The organism is Paenibacillus sp. DS2015 (assembly GCF_050433705.1).
Taxonomy (GTDB): Bacteria; Bacillota; Bacilli; order Paenibacillales; family Paenibacillaceae; genus Paenibacillus_AQ.
Map to the genome: position 1 here is coordinate 40,098 of NZ_JBNPWS010000031.1, position 22,671 is coordinate 62,768.

A 22,671-nucleotide genomic window follows, 5' to 3' on the forward strand; every position below is an offset into this window, starting at 1 on the left:
ATGTTGGTACCAAAACGTGTAAAACACCGTAAACAACAACGCGGTCACATGAGAGGTATGGCAAAAGGCGGTACTGAGCTGAAATTCGGCGAATTCGGTCTTCAAGCTACAGAGCCTTCATGGATCACTAACCGTCAAATCGAGGCTGCGCGTATTGCAATGACTCGTTATATCAAACGTGGCGGTAAAGTTTGGATTAAAATCTTCCCGGACAAACCAGTTACACAGAAGCCTCTAGAAGTGCGGATGGGTAGTGGTAAAGGTAACGTGGAGAAATGGGTTGCTGTAGTAAAACCAGGCAAGATTATGTTTGAACTTGGTGGAGTACCTGAGGATATCGCTCGTGAAGCGATGCGTCTTGCTTCTCATAAACTACCAGTGAAAACGAAGTTTGTGAAACGTGAAGAATTGGGCGGTGAAGCAAATGAAAGCTAGTGAATTTCGCAACCTAACCTCTACTGAGATAGAGCAAAAAATATCCGGATTTAAAGAAGAACTCTTTAATCTCCGTTTTCAACTGGCTACCGGTCAGCTTGATAACCCTATGCGGATTCGTGATGTACGTAAAGAAATAGCTCGTGCTAAAACTATAATTCATGAGAGAATACTCGGCATTAGTTAATTGAATCGGACATTCTTGTCTATATTCAGGAAGGAGGCTAACTATGAGCGAAGAACGCAATGCTCGGAAAGTGCAATTCGGTAAAGTAGTCAGCGACAAAATGGACAAAACAATCGTTATTGCTGTTGAGACACACAAAACGCATAAGTTGTATCACAAGCGTCTTAAATCAACTAAGAAATTTAAAGCGCATGATGAGAATAATACAGCTAAAATTGGAGATACCGTTAAAATAATGGAAACTCGTCCGCTTTCTAAGGATAAACGCTGGAGATTAGTAGAAATCGTTGAAAAAGCGGTAATTATCTAAACCAGTTACAGGTTTTTTTCGAAAGGAGGAAATATCAATGATTCAACCATTTACACGTTTGCATGTAGCAGACAACTCCGGAGCGAAGGAACTAATGTGTATCCGCGTTTTGGGAGGAACTGGTCGTCGTACAGCAGCAATTGGTGATATGATCGTGTGTGCAGTAAAACAGGCAACACCAGGCGGCGTTGTCAAAAAAGGTGATGTCGTTAAAGCTGTTGTAGTTCGCACTAAACGTACAGTTCGTCGTAAAGACGGTTCATATATCGCTTTTGATGAAAATGCAGCGGTTGTTGTTAAAGATGATAAGAGCCCACGTGGAACTCGTATTTTTGGACCTGTTGCTCGCGAACTTCGCGACAGAGATTTCATGAAAATCGTTTCCTTGGCACCAGAAGTTATCTAAATCTAATACCCTTAAAGTTCTTGCAACGTATCGCAAGCCGCAGGAGGTGTAACAAATGCCAAAAGTTAAAAAAGTTCTAGAATCCCATAGCCATAAACTTCATGTGAAAAAAGATGATACAGTTATGGTGATCAGCGGTAAAGACAAAGGTAAAAAAGGCCGTGTCATTGCAGCTTATCCTCGTCACAATCGGGTACTAGTGGAAGGCGTCAATATGGTGAAAAAACACCAAAAGCCTAACCAAGCTAACCCGCAAGGCGGTATCATTGATCAAGAAGCAGCTATTCACGTATCAAACGTGATGCATATTGATCCTAAGAGCGGAAGCGTAACTCGCATCGGATACAAAGTATTGGATAACGGAAAAAAAGTTCGCGTAGCGAAAAAATCCGGAGAAGTTATCGACTAAGGAATAGTGAAGAAAGGAGGTTTGTGATCCATGGCAGTAAGAATGAAAGAACGTTTCTTGAACGAAATTACACCTGCTTTGATGCAGAAGTTTAATTATACGACAGTCATGCAAGTGCCGAAAATTGAGAAAGTAGTAATCAACATGGGTGTTGGTGAAGCTGTTTCGAATTCTAAAGTACTTGATGCCGCTGTTAATGATATGCAACTGATTGCAGGTCAAAAACCGGTCATTACTCGTGCAAAGAAATCCATCGCTGGATTTAAATTACGTGAGAATATGCCAATCGGCGTGAAGGTTACTCTTCGCGGTGAACGTATGTACTATTTCTTGGATAAATTGTTCAATGTAACACTTGCTCGTGTTCGTGACTTCCACGGTGTATCCACCAAAGCATTTGATGGACGTGGTAACTACACACTTGGACTTAAGGATCAATTAATCTTCCCTGAAATAGAGTATGACAAAATAGATAAAGTTCGTGGAATGGATATCGTTATCGTAACGACAGCCAATACAGATGAAGAATCCCGCGAGCTCTTGGCTCAACTGGGAATGCCTTTTGCGAAGTAATTTCGCAAATTAATTTCTCCGAAAATTATTAGGAGGTGTCAGGCTAAAGTGGCAAAAACTTCGATGGTAGTAAAACAACAACGTACACCAAAATATAAGGTTCGTGCTTATACTCGCTGTGAGCGTTGTGGTCGTCCGCATTCGGTGCTGCAAAAGTTTAAAATTTGCAGAATTTGTTTCCGTGAATTAGCTCATAAGGGCCAGATTCCTGGCGTGAAAAAAGCAAGCTGGTAAGAAGTCCATAACGGGAAGGAGGTTTACACACATGACTATGTCTGATCCAATTGCAGATATGCTGACTCGTATTCGTAACGCTAATACAGTACGCCATGAGACAGTAGAAATGCCTGCATCAACTATGAAGAAACAAATCGCTGATATCTTGAAGCGTGAAGGTTTCATTCGTGATGCAGAAGTTATCGCTGATAACAAACAAGGGATTATCCGTATTTTCTTGAAATATGGTCAAAATAATGAGCGCGTTATTACCGGTTTGAAGAGAATCAGTAAACCAGGCCTTCGCGTATACACGAAGAGTAATGAAGTTCCTCGTGTTCTAGGCGGTCTAGGTATTGCGATTATCTCCACTTCAAAGGGAGTTATAACGGATAAAGAAGCTCGTCAATCAAAAGCTGGCGGAGAAGTTGTCTGCTACGTTTGGTAATATAATGTCACAAGACAAGGAGGTGCAACACACATGTCTCGTATTGGTCGCAAGCCTATAGCAGTACCAAGTGGTGTAGAAATCACACTTAATAAGACAGTTATCACAGTTAAGGGACCTAAGGGGACTTTGACCCGTGAACTTCATAAAGACATGATAGTAACGGTAGATAACAACGAAATCAATGTAAACCGTCCATCTGATAACAAAACGCATCGTTCCCTTCACGGAACAACTCGCAGCGTTGTCAATAATATGGTTACGGGTGTAACTGAAGGATTTACGAAGAATCTGGAATTGGTTGGGGTCGGGTATCGTGCAAGCAAATCCGGAGATAAAATCGTATTGAACGTAGGTTACTCTCACCCAGTTGAAATTTCTCCAGAGCCAGGTATCGAATTTGAAGTACCTGTTAATACAAAAATCACCGTTAAGGGAATCGATAAAGAGCGCGTAGGTGCCTATGCTGCTGAGATTCGTTCCGTACGCGAGCCTGAACCTTACAAAGGTAAAGGAATTAAGTATGAAGGTGAACGCATTATCCGTAAGGAAGGTAAAGCTGGTAAGAAAAAATAAATTATTTTTTCTTATCTATCTTTTACCTTGTGCGTCTTAAAGTAGAGCTTTGAAGGCAAACTGAAAGGAGTGAAATGGAAGTCATGATTAACAAACAAGATAAGAACAAAGCGCGTGTAAGAAGACATCTTCGTGTTCGTAAGAAAATTACTGGAACCGTTGAACGTCCACGTCTTAACGTATTCCGTTCTTCAAAACATATCTATGCTCAACTAATTGATGATGTAACTGGCGTAACGATCGTATCAGCATCTACTGTTGATAAGGGACTTAGCGAAGGAATCAGCAATGGTGGTAACGTAGAATCCGCTCGTAAAGTTGGCGAATTGATCGCTAAACGTGCGAAGGATAAAGGTGTTGCATCTGTTGTTTTTGACCGCGGAGGTTACTTGTACCACGGACGGATTCAAGCACTTGCTGATGCAGCTCGTGAAGCAGGGCTAGAATTCTAAGACATTTTTAAAAAGGAGGTTAACGACTTGCGTGTAGATCCGAATACTTTAGAACTGACTGAAAGAGTTGTAAATATTAACCGCGTATCTAAAGTTGTAAAAGGCGGACGCCGTTTTAGCTTTAGCGCGTTGGTAGTTGTCGGCGATGGTAAAGGTTATGTTGGCGCTGGTATCGGTAAAGCTGGCGAAGTACCTGATGCGATCCGTAAAGGCATCGATGATGCTAAGAAAAATCTGATTCATGTTCCGCTTGTTGGAACAACCATTCCTCACCTTGTTACAGGTCACTTTGGTGCCGGTCTTGTTTTGTTGAAGCCAGCATCTGAAGGTACTGGAGTTATTGCCGGTGGTCCTGTACGTGCTGTTCTTGAACTAGCTGGTGTAGGAGATATCTTGACAAAATCTTTGGGTTCTTCGAACTCCATGAATGTGGTCAACGCAACTTTAGAAGGTTTATCCCGTCTAAAACGCGCTGAGGATGTTGCGAAATTACGCGGCAAATCCGTCGAAGAGTTGCTCGGTTAAGGAGTGAATGTCATGACTAAACTTCAAGTTACCCTTGTCCGTAGTCTAATTGGTCGTCCTGAGACTCAACGTACGACTGTTAATACATTAGGTTTGCGTAAAATCAACCAAATCGTGGTTCATAACGACAATCCTGCTATTCGTGGAATGATCAATAAAGTGAGCCATTTAGTATCAGTTTCAGAAATAGAAGGTTAGTCTACTTAGACTAACTTACAAATTTTAAGGAGGTGCAACGAACGATGAAATTACATGAGCTTTCCTCTACCCCTGGTGCCCGTAAAGAACGCAAACGCGTTGGACGCGGTACTAGTAGTGGTACTGGTAAAACATCAGGTCGTGGCCACAAGGGTCAAAATTCTCGTTCCGGCGGCGGTGTTCGTCCCGGTTTCGAAGGTGGACAAAACCCGTTGTATCGTCGCTTACCTAAACGCGGATTTACAAATCCTACGCGTAAAGAATATGCGATCGTAAACATCGAAGATCTTAACAACTTTGCAGCAGATACAGAAGTAACACCAGAATTTTTGTTCGAAAATGGAATCGTGAAAAATGCTAAAAGCGGAATCAAGATTCTTGGCAACGGCGAAGTAACAGTTAAGCTGTCTGTCAAAGCGAATAAGTTTTCTCAATCTGCGGTGGAGAAAATCGAGGCTGCCGGCGGTAAAACCGAGGTGATCTAATGTTCAAGACTCTTAGAAATATTTGGCATGTTGAAGATCTTCGCAAAAGAATTTTGTTCACGTTGTTCGTACTATTTATTTATCGGATAGGCACATTTATTCCGGTTCCCGGAGTAAACAAAGAAGCCCTAACCGCTAGTAATAATGCAGGTGCTGAATTGTTTGGTCTTCTCAACACTTTCTCGGGTGGAGCACTGTCTCAGTTCTCTATATTAGCCCTTGGAATTACGCCATATATTACAGCATCCATCATAGTGCAATTGCTCTCAATGGATGTTATTCCAAAGCTTGCTGAGTGGGCGAAACAAGGCGAGCATGGTAAGAAAAAGTCAACACAATTGACACGTTATGCTACGATAGTATTAGGTTTAATTCAAGCGTTCGCGATGTCTATCGGTTTCAACCGTTTATATGGAACCGAAATGATTCCTAATGCAACATTTGGTAAATATGTTTTGATTGCAATCGTTTTGACTGCAGGTACAGCGTTCCTAATGTGGCTTGGTGAGCAGATTACGGAAAAGGGTATTGGTAACGGGATCTCGATCATCATCTTCGCAGGTATCGTAGCAAATATCCCAACGTATATTCGTACAACGGCTCAATCTGATTTCATTCAAGAGAATCAATTGTTTATGAATTCACTAAAGACTATTATTATTCTTATTGTGATCGTGGCGATTATTGTTGGAGTAATATTTATTCAACAAGGTATTCGCAAGATTCCAGTACAATATGCTAAACGCGTTGTTGGTAACAAAATGTACGGAGGACAAAATACGCACATACCGCTGAAGATAAATGCAGCAGGCGTAATTCCAGTTATCTTCGCCGTTTCGTTACTACAGTTTCCAATTATTATTGCAAACTTTTGGTCTACACATGCGTGGGCAAAATGGGTTACCGTTAACCTAAGACATGATGAACCTCTTGGTATGGTACTCTACGTTATGATGATCATTGGTTTTACATTCTTTTATACATTTGTTCAGATGAATCCTCAACAAATGGCTGATAATATGAAGAAGAATGGCGGATATATCCCAGGCATACGCCCAGGGAAAGCAACAGAGAAGTATATGACAAGAGTTATGTCTCGTCTGACTATGTCTGGTGCCATATTCCTTGCTGTAATCTCTTTAATGCCAATATTATTAGGATCTTTGGCTGGTTTGCCTAGCTCGGTTCAAATCGGGGGTACTGCATTGCTCATCATTATTGGTGTAGCATTGGATACTATGAAGCAAATCGAAAGTCAATTGATCAAACGCCATTATAAAGGTTTCATTAATAAATAATGGATAGGTCCGGAGAAGTTGTTGAACTTCCCGGCGCCTGTTGCGTTATTTCTTGCAATGGGAAACTCTTGGAGGGAGTGACAGATATTGAACATTCTATTCATGGGCCCTCCTGGGGCAGGTAAAGGAACGCAAGCAGCGGCAATTGTGAACGAGTACGGTGTTCCTCATATTTCAACAGGTGATGCATTTCGTCTGGCGATAAAAGAGGGAACACCAATCGGGAACAAAGCCAAAGAATATATGGATCAAGGCTTGTTGGTACCGGATGATGTAACGATCGGGATTGTGGAAGAACGGCTACAGCAGTCCGATTGCGAAAAAGGTTTTTTATTGGACGGATTTCCAAGAACACTTTCGCAAGCGGAGGCGCTTGAGGGCATTCTATCACGCTTAAACACTCAATTGGATCATGTCATTAATTTGAAGGTAGACCGCAACAAATTGTTAGCGCGTCTTACTGGACGACGGATATGCAAGAACTGTGGAGCCACATATCATGTGATCTTTAACCCGCCTATACAGGAAGGTATATGTGATAAATGCGCTGGTGAATTGTATCAACGCTCTGATGATAACGAAGAGAGCGTAGGAACTCGCCTTGACGAATATATCAACAAAACAACACCGCTCCTAGAATTCTATGAGAACAAAGGTAAATTGCGTCAGATCGATGGTGAAAAGGAAATTGGTGCGGTTTCCGCTGAAATCGTATCATTACTGCGAGGTTCGATGTAATGATCATTAGTAAGTCCACAACGGAACTTGGCTTTATGAATGAAGCTAGACATAAATTGGTGACAGGTTTGCTTGTTAACCCGTACATCTTCATTCTTAAATCAATCACTCTTCTAAGGACTACAATGGTTTTCCTGCTCGCATTTGCGCTTCGGTCTAGGTGCATGGATTTCCCGACAGTTGCAAATTAAACTACCAATTACATTACTGCTTGTTAATGGGATGATCACAAAACTGAAGTCGTAGGTGATTGTATATGAAAGAACAAACCGATACGCACATCGGTCAAATTGTGAGAATCTTGAGAGGTAAGGATACCGGACAGGTAGCTGTTATACTCTCAAAAGCCGATAACAAGTTTGTCTATATTGCGGATGGGGATAAACGAAAGTTTGACCAAGCGAAAAAGAAAAATCTTCTTCATCTGGAACCCCAGCCTTTTATTAGCAGTGAAGTTGTAGACAGTTTAATTGAAAGCGGTCGGGTAACAAACGGCAAACTGCGTCATGCAGTTATGAAGTTTAATGAGTCCACCGCAATACATGCTGAAGAGAAAGGAGACTAACTGTGGCTAAAGAAGATGTAATTGAAATTGAAGGTACGGTCCTTGAGTTGCTTCCAAATGCAACATTTAAGGTAGAACTTGAGAATGGTCATCAAATACTTGCCCATGTTTCAGGAAAGCTACGGATGCACTTTATCCGTATTCTGACGGGAGACAAAGTGGTCGTACAGTTATCACCTTATGATTTATCCAAAGGTCGTATAACATACCGCAAATAGTTCTCTTAAACAAAGATTACTAGTAAGATTGTAGTGTGTTTTGCTCGGCAAAGCATAGTTGTTACTACGAAGTAAGTTTTGCATCGCAAAACTTGGTGAATGCTTTCGAAGTCAGTTTTGCTTCGCAAAACTGAGCTGATCCTTACGAAGTTAGTTTTGCTTCGCAAAACTTTAGGGAGGTAATTAACATGAAGGTAAGACCTTCTGTAAAACCCATGTGCGAAAAATGTAAAGTTATTCGTCGCAAAGGGACAGTAATGGTGATTTGCGAAAATCCGAAACACAAACAAAAACAAGGTTAAAGAAGGGGGTGTAGCGTAAAATGGCTCGTATAGCTGGTGTGGATTTGCCACGTGAAAAGCGCGTTGAGATCGCCTTGACTTACATTTTCGGGATTGGTAGAACAACTTCCCAGATGATTTTGAAAGAAACAGGCATTAGTTCTGAAACTCGTGTTAGAGATTTGACGGAAGATGAAGTGAGCAAATTACGTGAAACGATCGACAAGATGGTTAAGGTTGAAGGTGACCTTCGTCGTGAAATTTCCATGAATATTAAACGTCTAGTTGATATTGGTTGCTATCGTGGTGTGCGTCATCGCCGTGGGTTGCCGGTTCGCGGACAACGTACCAAGACGAATGCACGTACACGGAAAGGCCCTCGTCGTACGGTAGCAAATAAGAAGAAATAATAAGGGGGGATAAAGAACAATGGCTAAACCGAAAAAAGTCGTACGTACTAAACGTCGTGACCGCAAAAATATCGAATCTGGCGTGGCACATATTCGTTCCACGTTCAACAATACTATTGTAACTATTACGGATCCACACGGAAACGCAATTTCTTGGGCAAGCTCAGGCGGTCTAGGATTTAGAGGTTCCCGTAAATCTACACCATTTGCTGCTCAAATGGCTGCTGAACAAGCTGCTAAGGCTGCAATGGAACATGGTATGAAAACAGTTGAAGTTATGGTTAAAGGTCCTGGTGCTGGTCGTGAAGCAGCGATCCGTTCTTTACAGGCTGCTGGATTGGAAGTTAACGTAATTAAAGACGTTACTCCAGTTCCACATAATGGATGCCGCCCACCTAAACGTCGTCGTGTCTAATAAAGTCTACCTGAACAATGTGGTATAAAACCGGCGCAATCTGCTAACAATGGTTGTTTAGGCATACTACATGGATACGCTTGACATGGTGACTAGTTCATATAGGAGCGACGCTTGAAGGAGGGAAAATACGTGATTGAAATCGAAAAGCCGAAAATCGAGACTGTAGATGTCAACGAAGATGGAGCCTATGGGAAGTTCGTAATAGAACCGCTGGAACGGGGATATGGTACTACTTTGGGGAATTCACTTCGACGGATTATGTTATCATCACTGCCTGGTGCAGCTGTAACATCGGTTCAGATTGACGGTGTTCTACATGAGTTCTCAACAGTTCCGGGTGTGAAAGAAGACGTGACGGAGATCATCCTGAATCTGAAAGCTCTATCCCTTAAAATTCATTCTGACGAAGAGAAAGTGTTCGAGATTGATGCTGAAGGCGAAGGAGTAATCACTGCAGCTGATATTCGTGCGGATAGTGATGTTGAAATCCTTAACCCGGATCTTCACATTGCAACATTGGGTCCTGGTGCTAGACTTCACATGCGTATTTTTGCTAGTCGTGGCCGTGGCTATGTAACAGCAGATAAGAACAAACGTGATGACCAACCAATTGGCGTTATTCCGATTGATTCTATCTACACTCCGATTTCTCGTGTCAATTATGGCGTAGAGAATACTCGGGTAGGGCAAGTTACGAACTACGACAAACTAACTCTAGAAATTTGGACTGATGGTAGCATCAGACCAGAAGAGGCAGTGAGTCTCGGTGCCAAGATTTTGACTGAGCATTTGATGCTATTTGTAGGACTTACAGATGAAGCTAAAGATGCAGAGATCATGGTTGAAAAAGAAGAAGACAAAAAAGAAAAAGTGTTAGAGATGACGATCGAAGAGCTCGATCTCTCAGTCCGCTCTTACAATTGCCTTAAGCGTGCTGGTATTAACACAGTGCAAGAACTTACTACTAAAACCGAAGAAGATATGATGAAGGTTCGTAACTTGGGCCGCAAATCTTTAGAGGAAGTACAAGAGAAGCTTGAGGAACTTGGTTTAGGTCTTCGGACGGAAGAATAGCTTCTTAGATTCGTTAGTGAAGGAGGGGAAAACATGGCATACCAAAAGTTGGGCCGCGATTCCAGCGCACGTAAGGCATTATTTCGTGACCTGGTAACGGACCTATTCTTATACGAACGCATCCAAACAACGGAAGCTAAGGCAAAAGAAGTTCGTTCTATTGCTGAAAGACTGATCACTAAAGCGAAAAAGGGAGATCTTCATGCCCGTCGTCAAGTGGCAGCATTCGTACGTAAAGAAACTATTGATGGTGAACAAGACGCTATTCAAAAATTGTTTACAGATTTGGCACCTCGTTACTCTGAGCGTCCAGGTGGATACACTCGTATCCTTAAACTAGGACCTCGTCGTGGCGATTCTGCGCCTATGGTATATTTGGAATTAGTAGATCGCGCGTAAGCGTGTAAACTGACGAAATGGAGAAAGGGGAATAAAGAATCTTAGATTCTAGATTAGCCCTTTTTTTCACTTCATTTCGGAACAATAGAAGCTCCGAAAGGAGCTTCTTTTTCTTTATTGTTCTTCTTCTTACTGAGGGCTTAATTGAGGTGAGATAAATGATGCGTAATCTTTGTATGAAGGTTAGTTACGAAGGTACGAATTATAACGGATTCCAGACACAACCAGATGGAATTACGGTGCAGGATCGATTGGAGCAAGCAATTAAGAGTTTGACAGGGGAAGAATTGAAAATTATAGCTTCTGGCCGAACAGATTCAGGTGTACATGCCTATGGACAGGTATTTAATTTCACTACTTCTTCTATCATACCTGTGGAACGATGGTGTATGGCTCTAAACACGCGTCTCCCGCAAGATATCATTGTGAGGGATGCAATAGAGGTTCCGTTATCTTTTCACGCTAGAAGGGCCGCTAAGCGTAAGACATACCTATACACGATTAATGCGAATCAGTTTATTGATGTATTTCAAAGACGGACTCAATACCATCATACTAGTAGATTGAACACTGCTGCTATGGAGGAAGGGTTGAAGCATTTAATTGGTACTTATGACTTTAGTTCCTTTGCTTCAAAAAATTCGACCAAACCCTCACATATACGGACATTGTATGATGCATATATGGTGGTTGATCAATCTATGTGTCGACCGAATACTCGGGATCAAGGTGTCATCCATACCTACTTAACGGGAAGTGGTTTTCTTCAGCACATGGTCCGAATTATAATGGGAACCTTACTAGAGGTTGGGGAAGGCAAAAAAAACGCCGACGATATTCCTATAATACTCAATTCGTTGGACCGTTCTAAGGCAGGACCAACAGCCGAAGGAAAAGGGCTTACGTTATGTAGTGTGGAGTATAGTGATCTTTAATTGCAGCATTTCAATTCTATTTAAGTAATGATTCAAAATTGTTAAGGAGGTTATTCGGATGAAGTGTCCTGTTTGTAATGATATTCGTATGCGTGAAGTAGAGAAAAATGATGTTATGATTGATGTTTGTCCTGAGTGCAAGGGTGTATGGCTTGACCGGAATGAACTTGAGAAATTAATGTCTGAAGTACGTGAACAACGTCCTGCTTATAACGAGTGGAATGATAAGCGTTACGAAGAGGGAAAATACGATTCTAAATATCCCCAAAATAGCAACTCGAATGGTCATTACAAGAAGAAGAAATCTGTTTTGGATGTATTTAGTGATCTATTTTAAGAATGTGAAATATTTTTGGTGTAGAACGGAATAATTATAAAAATACTCTTGCGAATTGTATGTATATGCTGTACAATAAAAATTGTGTTTTCTTAATGGCTTTCCCACAGCCCCAAATAAGATGATCACATTAATATTAAAATAATTATGATTTTGCTAACTACTATGATCGAATATGATCGAATAAATAAACAAGATTAATTTTCGTACGAAAACAAGGAGGAACTATCTATGCGCACCACCTATATGGCTAAGCCAAACGAATTAGAGCGCGATTGGCACATCATTGATGCTGAAGGTAAAACGCTTGGTCGTTTAGCTTCAGAAGCTGCTGCTCTTATTCGCGGCAAACACAAGCCACAATTCACAACACATGTTGACACAGGAGATTTCGTTATTGTGATCAATGCTGAGAAGATTCACTTAACAGGTAACAAATTACAGGATAAGAAATACTACCGTCACTCCATGTATTCAGGTGGATTGAAAGTAACTTCAGCTGGAGACATGCTTAAGACTAAGCCTGAACGTGTTCTTGAAGCAGCAGTTTATGGTATGCTTCCTAAAACCCGTATGGGTAACAGTATGAAATTGAGACTTAAAGTCTATGCAGGTACGGATCATCCACATGTAGCACAAAAACCAGAAGTCTACGAACTTCGCGGGTAATTAAAAGGGAGGACAGTTTTCATGGCACAAGTACAATACTATGGTACAGGTCGTCGTAAACATTCGGTAGCACGTGTTCGCCTTCTACCGGGTGAAGGACGCATTCTAATCAATAAACGCGACATCAATGAATACTTCAATCTAGAAACACTAAAGCTGATCGTTAAACAACCTCTTAACTTAACAGAGACTTTGGACAAATACGATATTCTCGTAATTGCTCACGGTGGAGGAACTTCTGGTCAAGCAGGCGCAATTCGTCACGGTATTTCACGTGCATTGCTGAAAGTAGATCCTGAGTTACGCCCTGCTCTTAAGAAAGCAGGATTCTTGACTCGTGATCCACGTATGAAGGAACGTAAGAAATACGGACTTAAAGCTGCACGTCGTGCTCCTCAGTTCTCGAAACGTTAATATCCCTTGCTTATCAAGGAAATCAAGCCTCTGGCCCTTTGGGTCAGGGGCTTTAATTTTGCCCTCTGAATATGCCCGCTCCTACTGTCAGGAAGTCATTAACAAGATGGCGAAAGAAATCAAAACGATTGATACCGGCTTCATGGCTCTGAACTCCAAGACATCCCTTCCCACCGTGTTCTAGCTTAGACAAAAACTACACTAGGGTTATTACGAAAACGCCACTCAGAGCAATATAGAGGCCCTGTAACGCTTATATGTTCTAAGGATGAAGAGGTTCCACTGGATAGATACGGCCAGATACCTAGGTTTATTTCGCAAGCAAATACAGGTCTATCTCACAGCATTTGTTGTCACTGTGAAACGAATGGTTAAGCTAATAGAGCAAAAGCAGCCCATTCTCTGACAAGGAATGAGCTGCTTTATTTTAGTTTTCCGATCACTTTTACCTTCCGAGGCTACCTTTATTCAGAAAATCGAGGCTTTTGCAGACTCTCTTAACAGGTGTCTTTTTACGTTGGATAAGTATCCGTTTTATCAGGGTTCCGTTTACTTGGCGATTGCCGAAGGGCATGCAGATTGTCCGGCAGCTGCCGGACGGCCGGAGAGGAGCAGCACAGCACCCCAGACCAATTTAATGGCAAGATCCACATAAACGACGGTGTGAAAGGACAGGTCCGGCCAGAACATCCCGGCCAGGGCGTTGGCGCTTAGCAGGACGGCCAGCAGGATCATGGAGCGTCCATGCACCCATGCCATCGGAACAAAATGAAGGCCTATTGCCAAAAAGGCACCCAGCCAGACCATCCGGTAATTGCCGTCTCCGAAGTGAGGACCGCCAATCAATACCATTAGTATAAACATTAGAATAATAGAATAGAGCGTCATTTTGCCTTGAAAGGCGGTTTGCGGACCGTAGGATAGTCTGCGGTTCACTGTTTTGTTGGTCAATATTCCAAATATTCCGGCCATATACCCTAGTGAAAATACAGGCATGGAAATGAGCTGCGTTCCGCCCGCAAGCAGTCCCGCAAACAGGATGGCGGCCACCCAGACCAGCCACAACCCGCATACCCTTTTATTCAGAAAGATTTTGCCCCGATCTTGTCTTACGTTTTCCCCCATGATCTTCTTCCTCCTATGTATCTGTTCGTTAATCTTTATCAGTATGGCACCTAAATATGCATATTAATCTGCAAAAACACCTGCAGCCGCACCGCAATTTATATATATGTTGTAATTACTGGAATGATGGTCGGTGAAGGCGAGGGAGGTGAATATACATATGAATCATTTAGATAAAGAGCTTGAGGACCTCGATCTGGAGTTGATCGAACTCAATCAGGTGGAAGCAATTCCGTCAACAGCCGCTACAAGCGGCAGCTGCAGTTCCTCCACCTGCGGGTCATCGTCCTGTTCCTCCTCGTGCGCTTAAGACTGGAAGTAAGGCAAGGATATTAAAATACTATTTTATAAAAAGAATGATGTCAAATAAAGGATTAGAATAAGGGATTTGGAAGCTTCTGACCTGGAATTGATTGAATTGGAACAAGCAGATGCAATTCAGCAGTGGCAGTTCCTCCACTTGAGGTTCATCATGCTCTACAGAACCTATCTAAAGTAATCGGAACTAAAATATTAACTTCCTTTGTATAGCGTAGAATTGGGAACTAATCGGAACTAAACATTTAGGAACGTAAGAAATACGGACTTAAAGCAGCACGTCGTGCTCCTCAGTTCTCGAAACGTTAATATTATTTTGGAAAGACCCATTCCTATAGGAATGGGTCTTTTTTTGAAATATAAGAATTTATATGCTGTACATAATAAATGATCCTTATATTTTTACGAGAAACGGATGCCGTCCCTTGAAAGGACGGCGCAGCTGTTTCTTCTTACTAAGTATGTAAGGTTGTATAAACCTTGTTGCACTCACTTTGATCATTTGTCATACATAATATTAAATTAGAAATTATCTTAAATCATTGACATACTATGGGAATTATCTATACTATAATAGATAATTCATATTAGTTAAGTGGGGATTGAGAACCATACTCATTTAGAAACGGGGGAAATAAACATGAATTTACTAGAAAAGGAACAAATGATTAAGGAGAAGGCAGATGAGTTTGAAAATGCATCTGCTGAGGAAGTCATCAGATTCGCAGTAGAGACATTTCCTAATATTACATTTGCTTGTAGTTTTGGAGCTGAAGATGTGGTATTGGTCCATATGGTACAACAAATTAGCCCGACCACAGATATTTTTTACTTAGATACAGACTTTCACTTCCAACAGACGTATGAGACGAGAGACCAAATGGCTCTGAATTATGGTATTGATTTCGTAAGAGTATCACCCAAGATAACACCTGAAGAGCAGGCCGCACAATATGGTGAAGCACTATGGAAGACGGAACCCAATGCATGTTGTAATATTAGAAAAGTAGAACCACTTACAAGAATTTTATCCGAATATGATGCATGGATTACAGGTGTTAGACGTGATCAAGCTCCTACGCGTGCGAATACTAGAAAAGTAGAATACGATGCGAAATTCGGACTTGTTAAATTTAATCCTATCGCCGCTTGGACATCTGATGAAGTGTGGAATTATATTCGGGAGAATAATGTGCTGTATAATCCTTTGCATGATCAGAATTTCCCAAGTATTGGTTGTGAACAATGTACACGTCCTGTAATGCCAGGAGAAGATCCTCGTGCAGGTCGATGGGCAGGTAATGAGAAAACAGAATGTGGGCTTCATAAATAATTAGCATTCATAATAGCATGATACAAGGAGAGAAACAGATGACTACAATACTTCCTCATGGTGGGAAACTGATTCAGCGTGTGATACAAGGTGAAGCAAGAGAAAAGTTATTGCAAGAAGCAAAGAGTTGGAAGAAGATTGCAATCAATACGTGGACGATTTCTGATTTAGATCTTATTGGTGTGGGAGCATTTTCTCCGTTACAAGGATTCTTAAATGAAGTTGACTATCGCTCTGTTATTTCTTCTATGAGACTTGCAGATGGTACGGTATGGTCCATACCGATTACGCTGGCTATAGATGATGCTACCGCAGCTAGTCTAACACTTAATGAACAGGTAGCTCTCGTAGGTGCAGAGGATGACGTCATTTACGGGACACTTCTCGTAGAGAGTATTTATACTGTAGATCAAGAGGAAGAAGCGCTCCAAGTATTTAAGACGAATGATCCAGAGCATCCAGGGGTTAAGAAGTTGCAGGAGCGTTCTTCGATCTATGTGGGCGGAGCCATTCAAGTTCTAAATCGACCTGAGCCAGCTAAATTTAAAGAGTTCTACTTCGATCCGGTTGACACGCGTCGTTTATTCGCTGAAAAGGGTTGGAATACCGTTGTAGGTTTTCAGACTCGAAATCCTGTGCATCGTGCTCATGAGTATATTCAGAAAAGTGCTATGGAAATTGTAGATGCTTTGTTCTTGAATCCACTTGTGGGAGAGACAAAGTCCGACGATGTTCCCGCAGACGTAAGAATGAATAGCTATCTAACGCTACTTGAGAATTATTACCCTGAGGATCGTACTTTCCTTGGTGTATTCCCAGCTGCTATGCGTTATGCAGGACCGCGTGAAGCGATTTTTCATGCGATGGTTCGCAAGAACTATGGATGTACACATTTTATCGTAGGACGAGACCACGCGGGTGTAGGCGATTATTATGGAACGTATGAAGCACAGGAGATATTTAAGAACTTTACCGCTGAAGAGCTGGATATTACTCCGCTATTTTTTGAACATAGCTTCTTCTGCACTCGGTGTGGGAATATGGCATCTAGCAAAACATGTCCACATGGCAAAGAGGATCATATGACACTATCTGGAACAAAGGTTCGAGCTTTATTACGTGATGGACTTTGTCCACCGCCAGAATTTACTCGGCCTGAAGTTGCAAAAGTACTTATTGAAGGTATGGCTTAAGAACAGAACTCATAATATCAGGTTATATTTGTCCACCCCCGCCCATATAGATGGATTAGAGTCCATGTGGGACAGGAGGTGGCTTTTCTATGTCCAAGCCTAAGTCAAAAGAAGTTGTGTTATGGATCAGGCTTAATTCAATTAAGAAATGGTTCATAGGGATTGGCTTACTGATCGTGTTTGTTATTATCCTAATGTATGAGGTTCCTACCACCAAAACAATGAATTACTGGAGCTTGCCTTTGTCAGGGAAAATTATTGCTCTAGATGCCGGTCATGGTGGACCTGATGGAGGAGCAGTCAGTCGACAAGGCGTCATCGAGAAGGATATTAACTTGGCCATTGCGCTTTACTTGCGTGATTATTTGCAGCAGGCAGGGGCTGTTGTTGTGATGACTAGGGAAGGAGATTATGATCTTGCTGATCCCAGTACCCGTGGGTATTCTAAACGCAAAACAGAAGACTTGAAACAGCGTGTGAAATTAATTGAAGATAAGAAAGCAGATCTATTCATTAGCATTCATATGAATAGTATTCCATCCAACAGGTGGAGTGGGGCTCAGGTGTTCTATTACCCTAATCACGCAGATAATTTAGCCTTAGCAGATCTCATTCAGGAAGAGATGAGACGAAACTTAGAGAATACGGATCGAATCGCAAAAACGGTGAAAACGGTGTATATTCTTCAAGCGTTGAAGATTCCATCTGCACTTGTAGAGGTAGGTTTTCTGTCTCATCCAGAGGAGTCAATGCTTCTTAAAGATGTTGAGTATCAGCGGAAAGTAGCTGCAGCTATATATAAGGGTATTCTGCGATATGGTTCTGGGGAGAAGTCTAAATTATCGTCAGATGGAGAAAGGTAATGATATAATCATTGAAGAACTAACGATCTCAATTTAATTATACCAATTTATGAAGTAGGGGTGTTGCCATCATGTTGTCGCGTGAGCAAGTGCAGGAGATTCTACAACCGATTGTTGATCCGAGTAATGGTAAGAGTTTAAGTGAAATGCAGCTCATTCGCCATATTATGATTAAAGAAGATAGGATTTCTCTGTCTGTCATTTGTTTGGAACAAGGTGATGATTATCGGAAAACGATAGAACATGAGATTCGTGATCGTCTGAAAGCAGCTGGGGTGGAAGATGTTCATATTCGTATGCGGGATGCGACAGACCATGACAGACAAGCTCTTAATGGACAGGATACTAACGGGAATGAAGAAGATGGACGGAAGCTCAAGGGACATGGTGCGGGGTTAGAGAATCATGCATTACTTCAAGAAGATTCAGGTGTCCATTTCATCGCAATCGCAAGTGGAAAAGGTGGCGTCGGTAAATCTACGGTAACGGTGAACTTGGCAGTAGCTCTGGCTAGACAAGGTAAAAGAGTAGGGTTGATTGATGCAGACATCTACGGATTCAGTGTTCCAGATATGATGGGTCTTGAAGAAGGACCTATTGTGGATGATGAGATCATTATTCCTGTGGAGCGTTTTGGTGTGAAGGTGATGTCTATGGGGTTCTTTATTCGTGAGAACAATCCAGTGATATGGCGGGGGCCAATGCTTGGTAAAATGCTCAGACAATTTCTTAGCGACGTAGGGTGGGGGGAGTTGGATTATCTACTATTGGATCTTCCTCCTGGTACGGGTGATGTAGCGTTAGATGTCCATCAGATGCTGCCTCAGAGTAAAGAGATTATTGTGACTACCCCACACGCTACAGCAGCATTTGTGGCCGCTAGAGCAGGTGCTATGGCTCTTCAAACCGATCATGAAATACTAGGTGTGGTGGAGAACATGGCTTATTATGAATGTGGTGCCTGTGGAGAACGGGATTTTGTGTTTGGGAAAGGTGGGGGAGCGCGGTTAGCTGAGACGCTTCATACCGAATTGTTAGCACAACTTCCGCTTGGTGTTCCTGATAATCATCCATCTGAAGCCGATTTCTCGCCATCCATATATAAACAAGATTCAGTTAGTGGCCAAATTTATGATGAGATCGCAAGGGTTGTTGTTGAAAAATGTGAAAAAGACTGACCGATGAGTCAGCCCTTGAATGTTATAAGTTGAGCTCCCTGTATGTAGGGAGTTTTTTTTATTGGAGTATGAGTGATGAATTATCCTTACTCACTACCACCACTTTCGCTCCCCCCACCGCCTTCAGCTCCTCCGCTACCGCCACCTTCACCTTCTTTTTTATCCTTCTCAGGTTGAAGCTCTTCTTTGACGACGGATTTAAGCAGCTCCATAACTTCCATTCTAAAAAGTGGATTTTGCATGGCTTCTTGCATAACCGTCATGGATTGCTTACGGTAATCCGAAGTTTTGGTAAGATCGAGAAACATTTTCATCATCTCTGGTGATTTCATAATTTCGGATACTGATTTCTGGTAAGTTGGGTCTTTAATGAGTTCCTGATGGAGTTTTTTATTCTCCGAGCTAATCGCTTTGGCGAAATCACCAGCAAATTTAGGGTCCTTCATAATCTTTTCTAATTCTTTCTTATACTCGGGAGCTGTGAGGGTATCCTTTACAGTCGTACGTAACTCCTCTGAGGATTGGGCCGACATCATTTTCATACCCGTCCCTCCTCCGGATGCTCCACTGCCACCGCCCATCGCTTCCTCCACCGCTTTTTTGCCTTCGTCACTTTTGAGAATATCCACAACCATTGATTTTGTTTCCTTATAGCTACCTTGGGAAGAACTGCTCTGTTCACTTCCGCAAGCCGTCAATGCCACAGTAAGAACGAATATCAGTCCCAATACACGTATATCCGTCATTTTCATCAGCAAAATCCTCCTTCACATAGATACTGACTGTAGTATGTGGAACTGAAATGCAAAATATGTTCAAAAGGCATGGTTTTTTATTGAGAACGTTGGTAAAATAATGTCTTATGGAGGTGGGCTTTTGAGTTTAAGAAAATGGTTTAACTTATTCTGGAAGACATTATTGATTGGAGCGATAGCTTCCCTTATAACGGGAGTATTGTTGCAGTTCGGAACGGAACGAATTGTTTTTAAAGGTTCATCAGATTATATTGTTTATTTTGTTATATTAATTGGGTATGGAATGCTTGCTAGCGTATATTCACAGATGGGATTTTTTGCATATCTGATATTGAATTATATGGCTAACGGTGTATTCTCGAGAAAAGTATGGCAGTACATACAGATGGTCCTTACTGTCTTAGCGTTGCTAGAACTCCTATTCTTCCGTAGAATTGTTGGCGGGCAAAGTGACCAATGGTCTGATCTGATATTGGGTCTATCGATATTGGTTGTATCTATTGGGGTAGCCTACTTTAAAGCAAAGTGGACAAACCTCTCAGCATGGGTTCCGACGTTGTTCTTCATGATTGCGATTACAATCGTTGAAGCGGTCGGGGGTCTTAAAATTGGCGTCGACACTGCCACTGCCTTCATTGTTATTCCCCTAATGGTATGTAACGCATACCAAATTCTAATTCTTCACCGTGTAGTGCAAAATAAAAAGAGCTAATGAATTAGCTCTTTTTTGCTACATATTCATAAATACTTTACTGAATTGAAGCTTGATCGCGTACTTCAGTGCCTTTTGTCTCTGCTTGATTAATTAAATCTGATACACTCACGAATTCATATCCCTGTTTACGTAGCTCATCAATGATGAGTGGTAAGGCTTCATGCGTTTGTTTGCAGGAATCACTTGCATGAAGGAGAACAATGTCGCCAGGATGGGCTTTCTTGGTTACACGGTCAACGATATTTTGGACACCGATGTTTTTCCAATCTAAGGAGTCTGTATCCCATTGAATGACCTTATAATTCATACCTTCTGCGATCTTGAGTACTCTTTTGTCAAAATCACCATTGGGCATGCGGATCAGGTTCGGTTCTTTTCCCGTCAAATCTGTCAAAACGGAATGAGCTGTTGAAATCTGCTTTGAGATCTCTTCATCACTTAAAGTGCTGTAATTAACATGTTTGTGACCATGACTACCGATTTCGAAGCCACTATCTTTGATGTTCTTAACGATGTCTGGATGAGTTTTGCTCCATGGAGAGGAGAGAAAGAAGGTAGCTTTCTGTACATTCTTTTCTTTTAGGATGTTTATAATGGGATCTGGACGCTTTTCACCCCAACTGATGTCAAAGGTCAGTGCAATGACTTTCTTGTCCGTAGGCACGCTGTAAATGGCTGAGGGTGCACCTGCAGAGAACACCGTGATCTGATCTCTCTCAATATACACAATCCCGATTGCGAACAGCGCAGCAGCCATAACAAATAAGAATCGTTTGATCTTTCTCCAGCTAAGCACATAAAAAAATGAGTTCATTGTAATAAGACGCTCCTCTCGTGCACGAATGCTTGTTTACTTCAAATTGTATGCTCGTACTTGAAAGTTATTACTAAGAGGAGGTACCTATTCTATGTTTAGATTCTCGATGTTTATAAAAGACTTAAGGTTCATCAAGAAGACGTTATTGTTGTCTACTATTCTGTTCGTGATCGGTATCCTTGTAGGTTGGATTAGCACGGGAGCTATCGAGGAGATCATTATGAGCCAAATCAGCGGACTCCAGCAGGTTGCAACTAATCTAAGTGAATCAAGTCACCCGCAGTGGAGTTTTTTCAAGTTTATATTCCTTAACAATAGTATCAAAGGAGTCCTGATTATTTATCTAGGTGCATTCTTTGGTATACTGCCGGTCATTTTTTTACTTATTAATGGTATGGTGATTGGATATTTAGTCCATGCGTCGGCATTACAAGGGGTAGATATGTTTGATCTGATTGTAAAAGGGTTACTTCCTCATGGCATCATCGAAATTCCGGCCATTATCGTTGCCTGTGCCTTCGGCTTGCGCTTTGGTATGTTGGTGCTCGTGAGTATGACTCAATGGAATCGCGAGAAGCGGGCACATCTTGGAGACACTTGGGAACATTTCATGAGAAGAGTCGGCCCGATCACAATATGGATTGTGATTTTACTATTTATTGCTGCCATTATTGAGAGCACATTCACCTTTTGGTTGCTGAAATAAAATTTATTTGCGTTTGGATTCATAATTTTCCCAATAAGTGAGCATAACAGTAAAACAGCTATTAGATTTCATTCAGAGAAGAACTCTGTTTAAATCAAATAGTTACTTGACGAGGAGGCAATGTTATATGCTGGGTATGCTCTTTAATGAGAAGGAGTGCAAGGAATTGGATTATGTTCTGCGCAGGGAACTGGATGAAATGTTACTTGATTTAGGTGACAAACGATTAGATCAAGATATAAGACAGGTGATTGCCAAACGATATAAAACAGTATTTACAATGTATGCCCGTGTAGCGCCCCCGAAAGAACTTTCGAAGTACGCACGCAACAGTAAATTCCCCCAATTGAAATACTAATCAAGGATAATCGACTCAAAGGTCCTGAAAGGATGGTATTCGTTCGTTAACAGATGAAATATGTATGGAAGTTTAATCTATCTAATATTTTTCGAAAAAAGTGTTGACTAATTCAGTCAAAATATGATAAATTAATTCTCGCTTCCTTTTGTGATTGGTCATCTGCTAGACAGGCCGATAAATAGTAACTTGAAACTTCCAAAAAAAAGTACTTGCAAAACAATAGGGTAGCATGTTATGATATAGTAGTTGTCGCCGAGAACAACTGATGACAACGAAAGAGTAATTGATCTTTGAAAACTGAACAACGAGTGAGTAAAGATTTCACGAAAGT

At 41.5% G+C, this 22,671-nt stretch carries 37 protein-coding genes and 1 pseudogene; 35 read left to right on the forward strand and 3 right to left on the reverse strand.

The window, feature by feature from the left end; all coding sequences use genetic code 11:
• The 26 genes from rplP (at position 1) to rpsI (J2T13_RS21130) (ending at position 12,976) form a co-directional block, all read left to right on the forward strand.
• Positions 1–435 carry a 50S ribosomal protein L16 gene (rplP, locus tag J2T13_RS21005; protein WP_429374316.1) on the forward strand — a complete coding sequence of 145 codons (435 nt, stop codon included), beginning with the start codon at positions 1–3 and terminating at the stop codon, positions 433–435.
• Positions 425–622 carry a 50S ribosomal protein L29 gene (gene rpmC / locus J2T13_RS21010; RefSeq protein ID WP_429374317.1) on the forward strand — a complete coding sequence of 66 codons (198 nt, stop codon included), beginning with the start codon at positions 425–427 and terminating at the stop codon, positions 620–622. The genes rplP and rpmC overlap by 11 nt, the downstream gene beginning before the upstream one ends.
• A 43-nt stretch (positions 623–665) precedes the next feature.
• The gene (gene rpsQ / locus J2T13_RS21015) at positions 666–932 is read left to right on the forward strand and encodes a 30S ribosomal protein S17 (protein WP_429374318.1); all 267 of its coding nucleotides are present in this window, start codon (positions 666–668) and stop codon (positions 930–932) included.
• A gap of 37 nt (positions 933–969) precedes the next feature.
• Positions 970–1,338, forward strand: coding sequence for a 50S ribosomal protein L14 (gene rplN / locus J2T13_RS21020; protein ID WP_429374319.1), 369 nt, complete (start codon positions 970–972; stop codon positions 1,336–1,338).
• A 55-nt stretch (positions 1,339–1,393) separates the two neighbouring features.
• Positions 1,394–1,747 carry a 50S ribosomal protein L24 gene (gene rplX / locus J2T13_RS21025; protein WP_044878709.1) on the forward strand — a complete coding sequence of 118 codons (354 nt, stop codon included), beginning with the start codon at positions 1,394–1,396 and terminating at the stop codon, positions 1,745–1,747.
• 30 nt (positions 1,748–1,777) lie between these two features.
• On the forward strand, positions 1,778–2,320 hold the full coding sequence (gene rplE, locus J2T13_RS21030) for a 50S ribosomal protein L5 (protein WP_044878708.1): 543 nt from the start codon (positions 1,778–1,780) through the stop codon (positions 2,318–2,320).
• A gap of 48 nt (positions 2,321–2,368) precedes the next feature.
• Positions 2,369–2,554 (forward strand): type Z 30S ribosomal protein S14, encoded by a 186-nt coding sequence (locus J2T13_RS21035; RefSeq protein WP_429374320.1) that lies wholly within the window; start codon positions 2,369–2,371, stop codon positions 2,552–2,554.
• 31 nt (positions 2,555–2,585) lie between these two features.
• Complete coding sequence (gene rpsH / locus J2T13_RS21040) at positions 2,586–2,984, forward strand: 30S ribosomal protein S8 (RefSeq protein ID WP_044878706.1); 399 nt, start codon at positions 2,586–2,588, stop codon at positions 2,982–2,984.
• A 33-nt stretch (positions 2,985–3,017) separates the two neighbouring features.
• Entirely contained in the window at positions 3,018–3,560 is a 543-nt protein-coding gene (gene rplF, locus J2T13_RS21045) for a 50S ribosomal protein L6 (RefSeq protein WP_429374321.1), read from the forward strand.
• Positions 3,561–3,643: 83 nt separating this feature from the next.
• A complete protein-coding gene (gene rplR, locus J2T13_RS21050) occupies positions 3,644–4,012 on the forward strand; it encodes a 50S ribosomal protein L18 (RefSeq protein WP_429374322.1) in 369 nt (122 codons plus the stop codon).
• A 27-nt stretch (positions 4,013–4,039) separates the two neighbouring features.
• Positions 4,040–4,537: a 30S ribosomal protein S5 gene (gene rpsE / locus J2T13_RS21055; RefSeq protein ID WP_429374323.1), complete on the forward strand. Its 498-nt coding sequence runs from the start codon at positions 4,040–4,042 to the stop codon at positions 4,535–4,537.
• Positions 4,538–4,549: 12 nt separating this feature from the next.
• On the forward strand, positions 4,550–4,735 hold the full coding sequence (gene rpmD, locus J2T13_RS21060; protein ID WP_429374324.1) for a 50S ribosomal protein L30: 186 nt from the start codon (positions 4,550–4,552) through the stop codon (positions 4,733–4,735).
• Between the two features lie 44 nt (positions 4,736–4,779).
• Positions 4,780–5,220: a 50S ribosomal protein L15 gene (gene rplO / locus J2T13_RS21065; RefSeq protein ID WP_429374325.1), complete on the forward strand. Its 441-nt coding sequence runs from the start codon at positions 4,780–4,782 to the stop codon at positions 5,218–5,220.
• Positions 5,220–6,518 (forward strand): preprotein translocase subunit SecY, encoded by a 1,299-nt coding sequence (gene secY / locus J2T13_RS21070; RefSeq protein ID WP_429374326.1) that lies wholly within the window; start codon positions 5,220–5,222, stop codon positions 6,516–6,518. Before rplO ends, secY begins: the two co-directional genes overlap by 1 nt.
• An 87-nt stretch (positions 6,519–6,605) precedes the next feature.
• Positions 6,606–7,256 (forward strand): adenylate kinase, encoded by a 651-nt coding sequence (locus tag J2T13_RS21075; protein WP_429374327.1) that lies wholly within the window; start codon positions 6,606–6,608, stop codon positions 7,254–7,256.
• Between the two features lie 256 nt (positions 7,257–7,512).
• Entirely contained in the window at positions 7,513–7,821 is a 309-nt protein-coding gene (locus J2T13_RS21080; RefSeq protein ID WP_429374328.1) for a hypothetical protein, read from the forward strand.
• Between the two features lie 2 nt (positions 7,822–7,823).
• The gene (infA, locus tag J2T13_RS21085) at positions 7,824–8,039 is read left to right on the forward strand and encodes a translation initiation factor IF-1 (protein WP_429374329.1); all 216 of its coding nucleotides are present in this window, start codon (positions 7,824–7,826) and stop codon (positions 8,037–8,039) included.
• Positions 8,040–8,227: 188 nt separating this feature from the next.
• Positions 8,228–8,341: a 50S ribosomal protein L36 gene (rpmJ, locus tag J2T13_RS21090; protein WP_026688601.1), complete on the forward strand. Its 114-nt coding sequence runs from the start codon at positions 8,228–8,230 to the stop codon at positions 8,339–8,341.
• A 20-nt stretch (positions 8,342–8,361) separates the two neighbouring features.
• A complete protein-coding gene (gene rpsM, locus J2T13_RS21095) occupies positions 8,362–8,730 on the forward strand; it encodes a 30S ribosomal protein S13 (RefSeq protein ID WP_429374330.1) in 369 nt (122 codons plus the stop codon).
• A gap of 19 nt (positions 8,731–8,749) precedes the next feature.
• Positions 8,750–9,145: a 30S ribosomal protein S11 gene (gene rpsK, locus J2T13_RS21100; protein WP_044878696.1), complete on the forward strand. Its 396-nt coding sequence runs from the start codon at positions 8,750–8,752 to the stop codon at positions 9,143–9,145.
• Between the two features lie 132 nt (positions 9,146–9,277).
• A complete protein-coding gene (locus J2T13_RS21105; RefSeq protein ID WP_429374331.1) occupies positions 9,278–10,222 on the forward strand; it encodes a DNA-directed RNA polymerase subunit alpha in 945 nt (314 codons plus the stop codon).
• Between the two features lie 33 nt (positions 10,223–10,255).
• A complete protein-coding gene (gene rplQ / locus J2T13_RS21110) occupies positions 10,256–10,621 on the forward strand; it encodes a 50S ribosomal protein L17 (RefSeq protein WP_429374332.1) in 366 nt (121 codons plus the stop codon).
• 161 nt (positions 10,622–10,782) lie between these two features.
• The gene (gene truA, locus J2T13_RS21115) at positions 10,783–11,556 is read left to right on the forward strand and encodes a tRNA pseudouridine(38-40) synthase TruA (protein ID WP_429374351.1); all 774 of its coding nucleotides are present in this window, start codon (positions 10,783–10,785) and stop codon (positions 11,554–11,556) included.
• A 58-nt stretch (positions 11,557–11,614) separates the two neighbouring features.
• Positions 11,615–11,893 (forward strand): zf-TFIIB domain-containing protein, encoded by a 279-nt coding sequence (locus tag J2T13_RS21120; protein WP_429374333.1) that lies wholly within the window; start codon positions 11,615–11,617, stop codon positions 11,891–11,893.
• Between the two features lie 231 nt (positions 11,894–12,124).
• Entirely contained in the window at positions 12,125–12,562 is a 438-nt protein-coding gene (rplM, locus tag J2T13_RS21125) for a 50S ribosomal protein L13 (protein ID WP_429374334.1), read from the forward strand.
• A gap of 21 nt (positions 12,563–12,583) precedes the next feature.
• Positions 12,584–12,976: a 30S ribosomal protein S9 gene (rpsI, locus tag J2T13_RS21130; RefSeq protein WP_429374335.1), complete on the forward strand. Its 393-nt coding sequence runs from the start codon at positions 12,584–12,586 to the stop codon at positions 12,974–12,976.
• 549 nt (positions 12,977–13,525) lie between these two features.
• Here the strand turns inward: rpsI (J2T13_RS21130) and J2T13_RS21135 are convergent.
• A complete protein-coding gene (locus J2T13_RS21135; protein WP_429374336.1) occupies positions 13,526–14,101 on the reverse strand; it encodes a DUF6609 family protein in 576 nt (191 codons plus the stop codon).
• Between the two features lie 160 nt (positions 14,102–14,261).
• On the opposite strand from J2T13_RS21135, the gene J2T13_RS21140 reads away from it, so the two are divergent.
• The 6 genes and pseudogenes from J2T13_RS21140 (at position 14,262) to J2T13_RS21165 (ending at position 18,986) form a co-directional block, all read left to right on the forward strand.
• Positions 14,262–14,411, forward strand: coding sequence for a thiazolylpeptide-type bacteriocin (locus J2T13_RS21140; RefSeq protein ID WP_429374337.1), 150 nt, complete (start codon positions 14,262–14,264; stop codon positions 14,409–14,411).
• A gap of 257 nt (positions 14,412–14,668) precedes the next feature.
• A pseudogene (gene rpsI / locus J2T13_RS21145) lies at positions 14,669–14,728 on the forward strand (30S ribosomal protein S9); the annotation flags it as partial.
• Positions 14,729–15,059: 331 nt separating this feature from the next.
• Positions 15,060–15,752 (forward strand): phosphoadenylyl-sulfate reductase, encoded by a 693-nt coding sequence (locus J2T13_RS21150; protein ID WP_429374338.1) that lies wholly within the window; start codon positions 15,060–15,062, stop codon positions 15,750–15,752.
• Between the two features lie 38 nt (positions 15,753–15,790).
• Positions 15,791–16,945: a sulfate adenylyltransferase gene (gene sat, locus J2T13_RS21155; RefSeq protein ID WP_429374339.1), complete on the forward strand. Its 1,155-nt coding sequence runs from the start codon at positions 15,791–15,793 to the stop codon at positions 16,943–16,945.
• An 89-nt stretch (positions 16,946–17,034) separates the two neighbouring features.
• Entirely contained in the window at positions 17,035–17,808 is a 774-nt protein-coding gene (gene cwlD, locus J2T13_RS21160; RefSeq protein ID WP_429374340.1) for an N-acetylmuramoyl-L-alanine amidase CwlD, read from the forward strand.
• A 71-nt stretch (positions 17,809–17,879) separates the two neighbouring features.
• On the forward strand, positions 17,880–18,986 hold the full coding sequence (locus J2T13_RS21165; protein ID WP_429374341.1) for an Mrp/NBP35 family ATP-binding protein: 1,107 nt from the start codon (positions 17,880–17,882) through the stop codon (positions 18,984–18,986).
• 86 nt (positions 18,987–19,072) lie between these two features.
• On the opposite strand, the gene gerD is transcribed toward J2T13_RS21165, so the two are convergent.
• On the reverse strand, positions 19,073–19,738 hold the full coding sequence (gene gerD, locus J2T13_RS21170; RefSeq protein ID WP_429374342.1) for a spore germination lipoprotein GerD: 666 nt from the start codon (positions 19,736–19,738) through the stop codon (positions 19,073–19,075).
• A 124-nt stretch (positions 19,739–19,862) separates the two neighbouring features.
• Here gerD and J2T13_RS21175 point away from each other — a divergent pair, with 124 nt between their 5' ends.
• A complete protein-coding gene (locus J2T13_RS21175; protein WP_429374343.1) occupies positions 19,863–20,453 on the forward strand; it encodes a KinB-signaling pathway activation protein in 591 nt (196 codons plus the stop codon).
• A gap of 37 nt (positions 20,454–20,490) precedes the next feature.
• On the opposite strand, the gene pdaB is transcribed toward J2T13_RS21175, so the two are convergent.
• Positions 20,491–21,270, reverse strand: coding sequence for a polysaccharide deacetylase family sporulation protein PdaB (gene pdaB / locus J2T13_RS21180; protein WP_429374344.1), 780 nt, complete (start codon positions 21,268–21,270; stop codon positions 20,491–20,493).
• A gap of 94 nt (positions 21,271–21,364) precedes the next feature.
• On the opposite strand from pdaB, the gene J2T13_RS21185 reads away from it, so the two are divergent.
• Both J2T13_RS21185 and J2T13_RS21190 read left to right on the forward strand, forming a co-directional pair.
• Positions 21,365–21,979, forward strand: coding sequence for a stage II sporulation protein M (locus J2T13_RS21185; RefSeq protein ID WP_429374345.1), 615 nt, complete (start codon positions 21,365–21,367; stop codon positions 21,977–21,979).
• A gap of 127 nt (positions 21,980–22,106) precedes the next feature.
• Positions 22,107–22,337 carry a hypothetical protein gene (locus tag J2T13_RS21190; RefSeq protein WP_429374346.1) on the forward strand — a complete coding sequence of 77 codons (231 nt, stop codon included), beginning with the start codon at positions 22,107–22,109 and terminating at the stop codon, positions 22,335–22,337.
• Positions 22,338–22,671 lie beyond the last annotated feature (334 nt).